This window comes from Cupriavidus sp. FW305-3-2-15-C-LB2 (assembly GCF_058787575.1).
The window spans coordinates 24,468-37,940 of the sequence record NZ_JBYSZW010000024.1 but is presented as its reverse complement, the minus strand read 5'-3'; the positions used below and the strand labels follow the sequence as shown (position 1 = coordinate 37,940).

Here is a 13,473-nt window from a genome sequence, read left to right as displayed (position 1 = left end):
TGTGAGGAGGGTTATCCCTAGTGAGGCGACGCCGCGACGGCTAACGCCGGCTCTGCGCGGAGGTTTCCGATCTTTCTATCGTTAACCCTCATCCCGGCTGGGCTCCGACACGCCTATGCTTTAAAAGTTTTATTCTCAAACCTAAGTTTTATATATGGAACAAAATCAGCCCCACATCCTGGCCGAGCCAGACCGGCAGTTGCTGGAAGCCCTCGACAGCGGGTTTGCCCAGCGCGTGGTGCAGGTGGGCGCGGACGGCGAGCGCGTGGCTTACCGCAGCGGCGGGAGCACGGGCCCTGCGGTCGTGCTGCTGCACGGCATCAGTTCCGGGGCGGCGTCGTGGCTGCCGTGCGCGAGCCTGCTGGCCGCGCACGCGCGGGTGATCGCCTGGGATGCGCCGGGCTATGGCGATTCGTCGCCGCTGCCGCAGGCGCGGCCGCTGGCGTCGGACTACGCGCAGCGGCTGGACCGGCTGCTGCAGGCACTGGGCGTGCAGCCGGCGTTGATCGTCGGGCATTCGCTGGGCGCGCTGATGGCGGCGGCCTATGTTGCCAACGCGCGCCAGCTGCCCGCGCGCCTGCTGTTGCTCAGCGTGGCGCAAGGCTACGGCGGCGCGGGCAGGGAGGCGCAGGCAAGGGAAGTGGCGCGGCAGCGGCTGGAGGCGCTGGAATCCCTGGGCGTCGATGGCCTGGCGCAACGCGGCCCGGCCCGGCTGCTGAGCGAGGAAGCCGACCCCGGCGCCCAGGCATGGGTGCGCTGGAACATGCAGCGGCTGAACCCGGACGGCTACCGCCAGGCGGTGGCGATGCTGTGCGGCGACGACATCCACGCCTACCTGGCGCGGCGCCCCGATGCCTTGCCCACGCAGATCGCCTGCGGCAGCCGCGATGTCGTCACCACGCCGCCAGCCTGCGGCACGCTGGCCGAACGCTTCGGCCTGCCGTTCTCGCTGATCCCCGATGCCGGCCACGCCTGCTATATCGACCAGGCCGCCGCCACCGCGCGGCTGATCCGCTCGGTGCTGGACGACGCCACCTGAAGCCACCGCGGCGGCGCCTGCCGCCGCATCCCGAGCGGTGTCGCGCAGCTTGCGCCACCCGTTCCAGATTTCGTATGCCGATCGCGGGTTAACCCCAGTCAATTTTTGCGGCCGCGTTGTCTATAGTCGTACCTGTGTTCAATATCTAAACCAGTGTTTCATTAGTAAAACGTAGCCAGGCGATCGCAAGACCGGTCGGCGAGGCACGCGGAACACGGTCCCCCCGCTGCAAGACATGGAGCAAAGCGCAATGGAAAGCCTCTCGTACAACCCGAACCTGGTGCCCTGGGAGCGTCCGGCGCCGAACAACGTGGCAGGCAAGGGCCATATCGAGCAGCCCGGCAAGGTCGCCAACATCGTCTGGCAGACCCGCGCCGCCGCGCCGACCGCCTATGAGAACGCGCTGGGCGATGCCCTCGAAGCCGCGTTCGAAGGCGGCGCGCAGAACCCGCAGGACATCGTGCGCGCCTTCAATGACGCCGGCTTCCTGGGCGTGGACGGCCAGCCCTGGACCGAAGAGCGCTTCCTGTCCGAAATGCGCCGGCTGGGTGCCTGAGCCCGCCCCAGTCCAAGTCCAGCCTCGAAGCGAGAAAACCATGGAATCGAACAAGCAAGCCCGCACCGAAGCCCGCCTGAACACCGGCCTGCGCAACTACTGGTACCCGGTCGCCGCCTCGTGGGCGGTGTCCCATGCCCCGATCGGCATTACCCGCCTGAGCCAGAACATCGTGCTGTGGCGCGACGGCGAAGGCCAGGTCCACGCCCTGGAAGACCGCTGCCCGCACCGCGGCGCGCGCCTGTCGATGGGCTGGAACCTGGGCGACCGCGTTGCCTGCTGGTACCACGGCGTCGAGGTCGGCGGCGATGGCCAGGTCAAGAGCGTGCCGGCGGTGGAAAGCTGCCCGCTGGAAGGCCGCACCTGCGTGCGCAGCTACCCGGTGCAGGAGAAGGCCGGCGCCATCTTCCTGTGGTTCGGGGACCAGGCCCCGCAAGGCGAGGGCAGCCCCGACGAACTGCGCCTGCCGGAAGAACTGGTCAGCGAGGAACACAGCAACTTCCTGTGCGTGGCGCACTGGGACTGCAACTACCGCTACGCCATCGACAACGTGATGGACCCGATGCACGGCGCCTACCTGCATGCGGTGTCGCACTCGATGGCCAGCGGCGAGAAGTCCGCCGTGATGCAGGTGCGCGAGACCGAGCACGGCCTGGTGTTCGAGAAGACCGGCCAGCGCGGCGTCAATTTCGACTGGGTGGAATTTGGCGAGACCGGCACGCTGTGGCTGCGCCTGGCGATTCCGTACCGCGCCAGCGTCGGCCCCGGCGGCCCGTTCGGCATCGTCGGCATGGCCACGCCGGTGGATGAAGACCACTGCATGGTGTTCTTCTGGCGTACCCGCCATGTGCAGGGCTGGGAGCGCGACGTGTGGCGCTTCCTGTACCGCAACCGCCTGGAGCAGCTGCACTGGGACGTGCTGGAGCAGGACCGCGTGGTGCTGGAAATGATGGCCCCGAACGCGCGCGACCACGAGATGCTGTACCAGCACGACGCCGGCATTACCCGCGTGCGCCGCCTGCTCAAGCGCCGCGCCGAGCAGGAAGTGGCCGACGAGCCCGTCGCCATGCTGCAACCCGCCGGAGCCGCCAGCCATGCCTGAGGCAAACACCAACAACACGCTGCTGGCCGGGCGCAAGGTGCTGGTCACCGGCGCCGCGCGCGGACTGGGCCTGGCCTTCGCCAAGGCGCTGGCCGAAGCCGGCGCCACCGTGGCCATGGCCGACATCCTGGCCGAGCGCCTGCAGCAGGAAGCCGACGCCCTGCGCGCCCGCGGCCTGAAGGTGGTGCCGGTCACGCTGGACCTGTCCGATCCGGCCTCGGTGCAGGCTTGCGCCGAGGCCGCGGTCAAGGCGCTGGGCGGGCTCGACGGCCTGGTCAACAACGCCGCCGTGACGGATTCCGGCGGCCGTGACGCCGCCGCCATCGACATCGCCACCTGGGACCGCGTGATGAACGTCAACGTGCGCGGCACCTGGCTGATGACCACCGCCTGCCTGCCGGCGCTGCGCGCCAGCGGCCGCGGCGCCATCGTCAACCTGGCTTCGGACACGCCGCTGTGGGGCGCGCCCAACCTGCTTGCCTACGTGGCGAGCAAGAGCGCCATCATCGGCATGACCCGTTCGCTGGCGCGTGAACTGGGCAAGGACCAGATCACGGTGAACGCCGTGGCCCCGGGCCTGACGCTGGTGGAAGCCACCGAATACGTGCCGCAGCACCGGCACGACCTGTACCGCGAGCAGCGCGCGATCACGCGCGAGCAACTGCCCGACGATGTTTGCGGCGCGGTGCTGTTTGCACTGTCCGACCTCGCCCGTTTCGTGACCGGCCAGACGCTGGCGGTCAACGGCGGCTTTGTCATGCATTGATCCAACCGATCCACTGAAAACAGAAGGAATCCAAATGAGCGATCTTTCTCAACCGCAAAACATCAAGCGTTCCTGGGACCAGCCGGAGAACGCTTCGTTCGACCAATGGATGGAAAGCCGCGTGGCGCGCTTCTCCACGCGCAAGTACGACTGGGACGCGCTGAAGTTCCAGGCCGACTACGACCCCAAGTACCGCCGCGCGCAGATGCGCTACCTGGGCACCGGCGGCACCGGCGTGGCCGCCGACACCAACACCGTGCCGAGCGAGCATTTCACCTTCTCCACCATGATCATCCCGGCCGGCCATGAAGGCCCGTCGCATATCCACACCGACGTGGAAGAGGTGTTCTTCATCCTGCGCGGCAAGGTCAAGCTGATCCTGGAAAAGGACGGCGAGCGCTACGAGACCATCCTGACCGACCGCGACCTGGTCTCGGTGCCGCCGGGCGTCTACCGCGAGGAAATCAACATCGGCGAGGAAGACGCGCTGATGTGCGTGATGCTGGGCGCGAAGAAGCCGATCACGCCGACCTACCCGCCCGAGCATCCGCTGACGAAGATCAAGCGCTGATGCCGGCGAACGTCCGTCAGCACGCATCCACCGAAGCCATGAGTAGCAACCCCATCCCGGCCACGTCCGCCGCCAGCGAAACCCCGGACAAGTACATCGTCCCGGGCCTGGAGCGCGGCCTGCGCCTGCTGAGCGAGTTCAGCAGCAAGGACCGCACCATGTCGGCAGCGGAACTGGCGCGCCGCCTGAAGGTGCCGCGCTCGACCGTGTTCCGCCTGCTGGCCACGCTGGAAATGCTGGGCTTTGTCGAGCGCGCCGATGGCGGCCGGGATTTCCGGCTGGGCATGGCCGTGCTGCGCCTGGGGTTTGAATACCTGGCGTCGCTGGAGCTGACCGAGCTGGGCCGCCCGCTGCTGGAGCGGCTGCGCGACGAGATCGGCTATCCCAGCAACCTGGTGGTGCGCGACGGGCGTTCGATCGTCTACGTGGCCAAGGCGGTGTCGCCGCGGCCGTTTGCCAGCTCGGTCAACGTCGGCACGCGCCTGCCCGCGCATGCCACGGTGCTGGGGCGCGTGCTGCTGGAAGACCTGTCGCTGGCGGAGCTGCGCACGCTGTACCCGGAGACGCAGCTTGCGGTGTTTTCCGAGAGCACGCCGCGCACCGTCGACGAGCTGCACGAGATCGTGCAGCGCGACCGCGAGCGCGGCTACGTGCTGCAGGAAGGCTTTTTCGAAGCCAGCATTTCCACCATCGCCGCGCCCGTGCGCGACCGCACCGGCAAGGTGGTGGCGGCGTTGGGCGCCACCATCCCCGCCGCGCATATCGATCCGGCGCAACTGGATGCGATGGTGGAGAAGGTCAGGGATACCGCGGGCGAGTTGTCGCGCCTGCTCGACTACCGCCCGTCGCTGCGCAGCAGCGGCGCCAAGGTGGTGAATCTGTATCGGGAGTGAGGACAATGTCCATGATTGAACTCGGCGGCAAGGTTGCCGTCGTCACCGGCGGGTCCTCCGGCATCGGGCTGGCGACCGTCGAGCTGCTGCTCGAAGCGGGCGCCGCCGTGGCCATGTGCGGCCGCGACGAGAACCGACTGCGCAGCGCCGAAGCGCAGCTGCGCGAGAAATTCCCCGGGTGCCGGCTCCATGCCGCCACCTGCGACGTGCTCAAGCCTGAACAGGTCGCCGCCTTTGCCGCTGCCGTGCAGGCCACGCTGGGCAACGTCGACATGCTGGTCAACAACGCCGGCCAGGGCCGTGTCTCCACCTTCGCCAACACCGAGGACGCGGCCTGGATGGAAGAACTGCAGCTCAAGTTCTTCTCCGTGATCCACCCGACGCGCGCGTTCCTGCCGCAGCTTGAGAAGTCAGGCCAGGGCGCCATCGTCTGCGTCAACTCGCTGCTGGCGCAGCAGCCGGAGCCGCACATGGTGGCGACTTCCGCCGCGCGTGCCGGCGTGCTTAACCTGGTGCGCTCGATGGCCACCGAGTTTGCGCCCAAGGGCGTCCGCGTCAACGGCATCCTGATCGGCCTGGTCGAATCGGGCCAGTGGCGCCGCCGCTTCGAGGCGCGCCCTGAAGCAGACCGCCACCTGGACTGGGCCGCATGGACCGCGCGCCTGGCCCAGCAGAAACATATTCCCCTTGGCCGCCTGGGCCTGCCGGTCGAGGCAGCCCGCGCCATCCTGTTCCTTGCCTCGCCGTTGTCTTCGTACACCACGGGCAGCCATATCGATATCTCCGGAGGACACTCCCGTCATGCCTAATCAACAACAGTACGAGCAACAGCAGGTCACCGTCGGTTGCGCCATCACGGCGTTTCTCGAGCAGTGCGGCGTCAAGGCCGCCTTCGGCGTGATCTCGATCCACAATATGCCGATCCTCGACGCCATGGGCGAGCGCGGCAAGATCCGCTTCGTGCCGGCGCGCGGCGAAGCGGGCGGCACCAATATGGCCGATGCCTATGCCCGCACCACCGGTGGCCTGGGCGTGTGCCTGACCAGCACCGGCACCGCCGCGGGCAACGCCGCCGGCGCCATGGTCGAAGCGCTGACCGCCGGCACGCCGATGCTGCATATCACCGGCCAGATCGAAACGCCTTACCTGGACCAGAGCCTCGCCTACATCCACGAAGCGCCGGACCAGCTCACCATGCTCAAGGCCGTGTCCAAGGCCGCCTTCCGCATCCGCAGCGCCGACACCGCCATCAGCACCATCAAGCTGGCCGTGCAGACCGCGCTGACGGCGCCGACCGGCCCGGTCAGCGTGGAGATCCCCATCGACATCCAGGCCGCGCTGATCGAGATGCCGGCCGACCTGCAGCCGCTGCCGGTGCCGCAGCACGTGCCGTCGGCACATGCGCTGGACGCGCTGGCCGAGCGCCTGGCCAAGGCCAAGCGCCCGCTGCTGTGGCTGGGCGGCGGTGCGCGCCACGCCAGCAAGCAGGTGCAGCGCCTGCTGGACCTGGGCTTCGGCGTGGTCACCAGCACGCAAGGCCGCGGCATCGTGCCGGAAGACGATCCCCGTTCGCTGGGCGCCTACAACCTGCATAAGCCGGTCGAGGCCTTCTACCAGACCTGCGACGCGATGCTGGTGGTGGGCTCGCGCCTGCGCGGCAATGAAACCCTGAAGTACGAACTGAAGCTGCCGCGCCCGCTGCTGCGCATCGACGCCGACCCGGCCGCCGAAGGCCGCTGCTACCTGAGCGACTACTTTGTCAGCGGCGACGCCGCGCTGGCGCTGGACGCCCTGGCGGATCGGCTTGAAAAGCGCATGCAGATCGACCCGGCCTTCGCCGCCGACCTGCGCCGCGCCCATGACACCGCCGTCAACAGCCTGGTCGACGGCCTGGGCCCGTACTCGGCGCTGGTGCAGGCGCTGCAGGGCGCGGTCGGCCGCAGCTTCAACTGGGTGCGCGACGTGACCGTGTCGAACAGCACCTGGGGCAACCGCCATCTGCGCATCTTCGATTCGCGTGCCGGCGTGCATGCGCTGGGCGGCGGCATCGGCCAGGGCCTGGCGATGGGCATCGGCGCCGCGATCGGTGCTGCGGCGACCGCTTCGGGCAAGAAGACCTTCACACTGGCCGGCGACGGCGGTTTTATCCTGAACCTGGGCGAACTGGCCACCGCGGTGCAGGAACGCGCCGACATGGTGATCGTGCTGATGAACGACAAGGGCTACGGCGTGATCAAGAACATCCAGGACGCCCAGTACGGCGGCCGCCGCCACTACGTGGACCTGCATACCCCGGACTACGCCACGCTGGCCAAGTCGCTGTCGCTGCGCCATGCGCGCGTGAGCAACCTGGCCGAGGTCGGCGCCGCGCTGGAAGCGGCCACGGTCGAGTCGGGCCCGTTCCTGCTGGAGATCGACATGCTGTCGATCGGTTCCTTCAAGACCATCTTCGCCGGCCCTCCGGTGAACAAGGACAACGAAGAGCCGGCGCGCGAACAAACCACTGTCACCGCCTGAGGGAGACCGGAGATGCTGCATGTGTCCATGGTTGGCTGCGGCGCGATCGGCCGCGGCGTGATGGAATTGCTCAAGAGCGATCCCGAGGTGGTGTTCGACGTGGTGATCGTGCCGGAGCACACGATGGACGAGGCCCGCGACGCGGTCACCGCGCTGGCGCCGGGCGCCCGCGTGGCGACGCACCTGGACGACCAGCGTCCCGACCTGCTGGTCGAGTGCGCCGGCCACCATGCGCTGGAAGAGCACATCGTGCCGGCGCTGGAACGCGGCATTCCGTGCATGGTGGTGTCGGTGGGCGCGCTGTCCGAGCCCGGCATGGCCGAGCGGCTGGAAGCGGCCGCGCGCCGCGGCGGCACCCAGGTGCAGCTGTTGTCAGGTGCGATCGGCGCGATCGATGCGCTGGCCGCGGCGCGTGTCGGCGGGCTGGACGAAGTCATCTACACCGGCCGCAAGCCGGCTCGCGCCTGGGCCGGCACGCCGGCCGAGCAGCTCTTCGACCTGGATGCGCTGACCGAGGCGACCGTGATCTTCGAAGGCACGGCCCGCGACGCGGCGCGTCTGTATCCCAAGAACGCCAACGTGGCCGCCACGGTGTCGCTGGCAGGCTTGGGGCTGGACCGCACCTCGGTCAAACTGCTGGCCGACCCGCATGCGGTGGAGAACGTGCACCACGTGGAAGCGCGCGGCGCCTTCGGCGGCTTCGAGCTGACGATGCGCGGCAAGCCGCTGGCGGCCAATCCCAAGACTTCCGCGCTGACCGTGTTCAGCGTGGTGCGCGCACTGGGAAACCGGGCGCACGCGGTATCGATCTAGTCCCGGCAGCCAACGCCCCACAGACTTAGCAGGCAACGACAATGAAGACGCAAGAAGTACTCCCCATCTGCATCGCGGGCGAATGGCGCCTGGGGACCGGCGACCGCTATGGCACCCGCTATCCGGCTACCGGCGAAGTGGTGGCAGAACTGAACGCCGCCAGCCTGGCGGACGTGGAAGAAGCGGTGCGGGGCGCCCATCAGGCCTTCCTCACCAGCGGCTGGGCCCAACGCAAGCCGCATGAGCGCGCCGCCGTGCTGTACCGCGTGGCCGGGCTGATCCGCGCCCAGGGCGAGCAGCTGGCCCAGCGCCAGCGCCTGGACAACGGCAAGCCGATCAGCGAGACGCGCGCCCTGGTGGCCAGCGCCGCCGGCACCTTCCAGTTCTTTGCCGCCGCCTGCGAGACGCTGGAAGAAACCATCACGCCGCAGCGCGGCGACTGCCTGACCATGAGCGTGTACGAGCCGATGGGCGTGGTTGCGGCGATCACGCCGTGGAACTCGCCGATCGCCAGCGAGGCGCAGAAGATGGCGCCCGCGCTCGCCGCCGGCAACGCCGTGGTGGTCAAGCCCGCCGAGGTCACGCCGCTGATGGCGCTGGAGCTGGCGCGCATCTGCGAAGAGGCCGGCGTGCCCAAGGGCCTGCTCAGCGTGCTGCCCGGCAAGGGTTCGGTCATCGGCGACGCCATCACCAAGCATCCGCTGGTGCGCCGCGTGTCGTTCACCGGCGGCACCACCACCGGCAAGCACATCGCCCATATCGCCGCCGACAAGATGATGCCGGTGTCGCTGGAACTGGGCGGCAAGTCGCCGACCATGGTGTTCGACGATGCCGACCTGGACCACGCGGTCAACGGCGTGCTGTACGGCATCTTCAGCTCGTCGGGCGAGTCGTGCATCGCCGGCTCGCGCCTGTTCGTGGCGCGCTCGCAGTACGAGGCCTTTATCGACCGCCTGGCCGCGGGCGCCGCGCACCTGCGCGTGGGCGACCCCGCCGACGAGCGTACCCAGATGGGCCCGCTGATTACCGACCGCCACCGCGACAGCATCGAGTCGTACGTGGCCGCCGGCGTGGAAGAGGGCGGCCAGCTGCGCACCGGCGGCCTGCGCCCAGACGTGGCCGGCCTGCCCAACGGCTATTTCTACACGCCGACCATCATCGAAGGGCTGGATAACAACGCCCGCATCTGCCAGGAAGAGATCTTCGGGCCGGTGCTGGTCGCAATCCCGTTCGACGACGAGGATGACCTGATCGCGCAGGCCAACGACAGCGTCTATGCGCTTGCCGCGGGCATCTGGACGCGCGACTACAAGCGCGCCTGGCGCGTGGCACGCGCCGTGCAGGCGGGCAATGTGTGGATCAACACCTACAAGCAATTCTCGATCGCGACGCCGTTCGGCGGCTGGCGCGACAGCGGCCTGGGCCGCGAGAAGGGGCGGCTTGGCATCCTGCAGTACATGGAGCAGAAGAGCGTGTACTGGGGCCTGAACGAACAACCGCTGCCGTGGGCCAACCACTGAACCCGGCAGGCTGGAGAGAAGCAATGATCAAGGTATTGGGGATCGACGAGATCGTCTACGGCGCGGATGACTTTGACGCCTGCCGTGGCTTTTTCACCGACTGGGGCCTGGCCATCAAGCGCGACGATGCGCAGGGCCTGGATTTTGAAACGCTGAACGGCTGCCGCGTGCTGGTGCGCCGCATCGACGATGCCACGCTGCCGCCCGCGATCGAGGCCGGCCCGACGCTGCGCGAAGTGGTGTGGGGCGTCGAGTCACAGGCCTCGCTGGACCAGCTCGCCAAGGCAATCGCTGATGCACCGGGCTTCGTGAAGCAAGGCGAGGGCGATACGCTGCGCGTGGGCTGCACCGATCCGAACGGCCTGGCCGTGCGTTTCCAGGTCACCCGCAAGCATGACGTGCAGGTCGAATGCGCGCTGATGAACACGTGGAACGACAAGCCGCGCCTGAACCAGCGCAGCCCGATCTACGACCATGCCACCCCGATCGAAGTGGGCCACGTGGTGTTCTTCGTCAAGGACGTCAAGGCCACTGAGCGCTTCTATGTCGAGAAGTTCGGCTTCGTGCCGTCGGACCGCTACCCGGACCGCGGCGCCTTCCTGCGCTGCACGCCCGAAGGCGGCCACCACGACCTGTTCCTGCTGCAGCTGCCGGAACCGAAGAGCGGCCTGAATCACGTCGCCTTCACCGTGCGCGACATCCACGAAGTCTTCGGCGGCGGCATGCATGTCTCGCGCAAGGGCTGGGATACGCAGCTCGGCCCGGGCCGGCACCCGATCTCGTCGGCCTACTTCTGGTACTTCAAGAACCCGGCCGGCGGCCTGATCGAGTACTACGCCGACGAAGACCAGCTCGACGAACACTGGGAGCCGCGCGCTTTCGAGCCGGGCCCGACCATGTTCGCCGAATGGGCGATCGAAGGCGGCATCGACGGCAACACCCGCCGCCAGAAGAACGCGGGCGGACCGGCAGGCAAGTTCCTGACCGAGAAGCGGTAAGTCAGCAGCAATCGAAGGAAGCAGCAATGAGTGCCCACCAGTCCCTGACCCTGCGCGTCCACGCCATGCGCTATGAAGCGCGCGGCGTGGTCAGCATCGAACTGCAAGATCCCGAAGGGAAGACCCTGCCCGAGTACAGCCCGGGCGCCCATATCGACCTGCACCTGGGCAACGGCCTGGTGCGCAGCTACTCGCTGTGCGGCGCGCCCGAAGCGCGCCGGCGCTATACCGTGGGCGTGCTGCTGGACCGCGGCAGCCGCGGCGGTTCGCGCTACGTGCATGAGCAGCTGCGCGTGGGCGCCACGCTGACCGTGGGGGCGCCGCGCAACAACTTCGAGCTGGACGAAAGCGCCGCGCACACCGTGCTGGTCGCCGGCGGCATCGGCGTCACGCCGATCGTCTGCATGGCGCGCCGCCTGGCCGAGCTGGGCAGGTCGTTCACGCTGATCTACTGCGCCCGTTCGCGTGCCGAGGCCGCATTCGTCGAACAGCTGTCGGCCCATGGCGATGCCGTGCACTTTCACTTCGACGACGAGGCCGGCGTGCCGCCGGACCTGAACGCGATGCTGGCCGGCCAGGAGGTGCAGACGCACTTCTACTGCTGCGGCCCCGGTCCGATGCTGAAGGCGTTCGAGGCTGCCTGCGAAGCGCATGGCTACCCGAACGTGCATATCGAGCGCTTTGCCGCCGACCCCTCGACCGAGGCGGTGCAGGAGGGCGAGTACACCGTGTCGCTGTCGCGCACCGGCACCACCGTCAAGGTGCCGTCCGGCAAGTCGCTGCTGGACGCACTGCTCGATGCCGGCGTGCAGATCGACTACAGCTGCCGCGAAGGCGTGTGCGGCTCGTGCGAGACCGCGGTGCTGGAAGGTTGCCCCGACCATCGCGACAGCGTGCTCAGCAACAGCGAGCGCGCCAGCAACAAGACCATGATGGTGTGCGTGTCGGGGTGCAAGGGCAGCAAGCTGGTGCTGGACTTGTAATTTCGCGATTGTGTTCTCCCCTCTCCCGCGCGCGGGAGAGGGGCGGGAGAGAGGGCCAGCGCACGCCGTAGCCGATGCGCTGTCGAATCCCGACTGCCTCTTCCCAGGCCGCCGGGCAAGCCGCGGCATCTGCCGTTATCAAGTGCCTGCCCTCTCCCCCGGCCCCTCTCCCGCAAGCGGGAGAGGGGAGCAACCCCCGAAGAATCAAACCGAGAAGCCCCGTGTTAACCCAGAGACAAGACGCAGCGTCCCCCGGCGCACCGGTGACCGCCACCGCAGGTATCGTGACCACGGCCGACAGCGCCGGCCAGAGCGCGGCGGCGGCCCGCAGCGGCCCGCTCACGCGCGGCAATATCGTTGCCCGCATCGAACGCATGCCGGGCAACGCCATGCATATCCGCGCCCGGCTGCTGATCGGCCTGGCCACCTTCTTCGATGGCTTCGACGTCATCGCCATCGCAGCCACGCTGCCGCTGCTGATCGCGCAGTGGTCGCTGACGCCGGGCCAGATCGGCGTGCTGATCGCTGCGCCTTCGGTCGGCCAGCTGGTCGGCGCGCTGCTGTTCCCGGGGCTGGCCGAGCGCTTCGGCCGGCTGCGCTCGATCGGCTGGAGCGCGGGCATCATCGGCCTGATGAGCATTGCCTGCGGCTTCGCGCCGTCGTTCGAGATCTTCTTGCTGCTGCGCATCGTGCAGGGCCTCGGCCTTGGCGGTGAGCTGCCGGTGGCCGCCACCTATATCAACGAAGTCACGCGCGCGCATGGCCGTGGGCGCTTCGTGCTGCTGTACGAGGTGGTGTTCCCGATCGGCCTGATGGTGTCCAACGGCGTTGGCGCCTGGCTGGTGCCGCACTACGGCTGGGAGGTGATGTACTTCATCGGCGGCGTGCCGCTGGTGCTGTTCTTCATCCTGCGCCGCGTGATCCCGGAATCGCCACGCTGGCTGGCGGAGAAAGGCCGTCTTGAAGAAGCCGATGCCGCACTGCGTGCGTTCGAGGCGCGCGCCAAGGATCCGCTGCCGCCGCCGGTCAATGCCGGCAGCTACGACCGCATGACCCAGCACCCGCGCCGGCGCGTGCGTGACCTGGTCAGCAAGGCCTACCTCGGCCGCACGCTGGCGGTATGGATGCTGTGGGCAACCTGCGGCTTTATCCAGTACGGGCTGTCGACGTGGCTGCCCACGGTCTACAAGACCGTCTACCACGCGCCGCTGCAGCTGGCGCTGAACCTTGCCGCCGGCGCCTCGGTGCTGGGCGTGGTCGGCTCGCTGGTGTGCGCGATGATTGTCGACAAGGTGGGCCGCAAGCCGGTGATCAACGTGTCGTTCCTGCTGTGCGCGCTGTCGCTGGTGCTGGCGGGGGTGTTCCACGCTTCGAACGTGTATGTGGTAGCGACCTTCTGCGCGCTGGCGATGGGCTTCCTGGCCAGCGGCTTTATCACCGCCTATGTTTACACGCCCGAGTTGTACCCGACCAGCGTCCGCGCGATGGGCTGCGGCCTGGGCGGCGCCTGGCTGAAGCTGGCGGCGATCTTCGCGCCTGGCCTGATCGCCAGCACCATTGGCAGCGGCAACCTCAGCGTCGCCTTCTTCGCGCTGTCCGTGGTGCCGGCGCTGGCGGCTGTCACCGTGCATTTCCTTGGCATCGAGACCAAGGGGCGGGTGCTGGAAGAACTGGAGGTCTGAACGGGCGTGCTGGTCCCGTTCCCTTCGGGCCGC

13 protein-coding genes are annotated in these 13,473 nt (G+C 68.3%); all 13 read left to right on the top strand.

Annotation, left to right across the window (positions count from 1 at the left end; genetic code table 11):
* Positions 1-154 precede the first annotated feature (154 nt).
* The 13 genes from AC3WRR_RS18510 (at position 155) to AC3WRR_RS18450 (ending at position 13,440) form a co-directional block, all read left to right on the top strand.
* Positions 155-1,039 (top strand): alpha/beta fold hydrolase, encoded by an 885-nt coding sequence (locus AC3WRR_RS18510; protein ID WP_010811690.1) that lies wholly within the window; start codon positions 155-157, stop codon positions 1,037-1,039.
* Between the two features lie 250 nt (positions 1,040-1,289).
* Positions 1,290-1,595, top strand: a complete 306-nt coding sequence (locus AC3WRR_RS18505; RefSeq protein WP_010811689.1) for a recombinase-like helix-turn-helix domain-containing protein — start codon at positions 1,290-1,292, stop codon at positions 1,593-1,595.
* A gap of 40 nt (positions 1,596-1,635) precedes the next feature.
* Positions 1,636-2,697, top strand: a complete 1,062-nt coding sequence (locus tag AC3WRR_RS18500) for an aromatic ring-hydroxylating dioxygenase subunit alpha (protein WP_011616776.1) — start codon at positions 1,636-1,638, stop codon at positions 2,695-2,697.
* Positions 2,690-3,463: an SDR family oxidoreductase gene (locus AC3WRR_RS18495; RefSeq protein ID WP_454749282.1), complete on the top strand. Its 774-nt coding sequence runs from the start codon at positions 2,690-2,692 to the stop codon at positions 3,461-3,463. The genes AC3WRR_RS18500 and AC3WRR_RS18495 overlap by 8 nt, the downstream gene beginning before the upstream one ends.
* Positions 3,464-3,497: 34 nt before the next feature.
* Positions 3,498-4,034, top strand: coding sequence for a cupin domain-containing protein (locus tag AC3WRR_RS18490; RefSeq protein ID WP_010811686.1), 537 nt, complete (start codon positions 3,498-3,500; stop codon positions 4,032-4,034).
* 38 nt (positions 4,035-4,072) lie between these two features.
* Complete coding sequence (locus tag AC3WRR_RS18485; RefSeq protein ID WP_041688341.1) at positions 4,073-4,927, top strand: IclR family transcriptional regulator; 855 nt, start codon at positions 4,073-4,075, stop codon at positions 4,925-4,927.
* 5 nt (positions 4,928-4,932) lie between these two features.
* Complete coding sequence (locus tag AC3WRR_RS18480; protein WP_011616778.1) at positions 4,933-5,736, top strand: SDR family oxidoreductase; 804 nt, start codon at positions 4,933-4,935, stop codon at positions 5,734-5,736.
* The gene (locus AC3WRR_RS18475; RefSeq protein ID WP_011616779.1) at positions 5,729-7,444 is read left to right on the top strand and encodes a thiamine pyrophosphate-binding protein; all 1,716 of its coding nucleotides are present in this window, start codon (positions 5,729-5,731) and stop codon (positions 7,442-7,444) included. Before AC3WRR_RS18480 ends, AC3WRR_RS18475 begins: the two co-directional genes overlap by 8 nt.
* A gap of 12 nt (positions 7,445-7,456) precedes the next feature.
* On the top strand, positions 7,457-8,257 hold the full coding sequence (locus tag AC3WRR_RS18470; RefSeq protein WP_010811682.1) for an aspartate dehydrogenase: 801 nt from the start codon (positions 7,457-7,459) through the stop codon (positions 8,255-8,257).
* A gap of 41 nt (positions 8,258-8,298) precedes the next feature.
* Positions 8,299-9,777 (top strand): aldehyde dehydrogenase, encoded by a 1,479-nt coding sequence (locus tag AC3WRR_RS18465; RefSeq protein ID WP_492297766.1) that lies wholly within the window; start codon positions 8,299-8,301, stop codon positions 9,775-9,777.
* Positions 9,778-9,800: 23 nt separating this feature from the next.
* Positions 9,801-10,775, top strand: a complete 975-nt coding sequence (locus AC3WRR_RS18460) for a VOC family protein (protein ID WP_011616780.1) — start codon at positions 9,801-9,803, stop codon at positions 10,773-10,775.
* A gap of 26 nt (positions 10,776-10,801) precedes the next feature.
* Entirely contained in the window at positions 10,802-11,758 is a 957-nt protein-coding gene (locus AC3WRR_RS18455) for a PDR/VanB family oxidoreductase (RefSeq protein ID WP_492297764.1), read from the top strand.
* 263 nt (positions 11,759-12,021) lie between these two features.
* Positions 12,022-13,440, top strand: a complete 1,419-nt coding sequence (locus AC3WRR_RS18450; protein ID WP_492297762.1) for an MFS transporter — start codon at positions 12,022-12,024, stop codon at positions 13,438-13,440.
* Positions 13,441-13,473 lie beyond the last annotated feature (33 nt).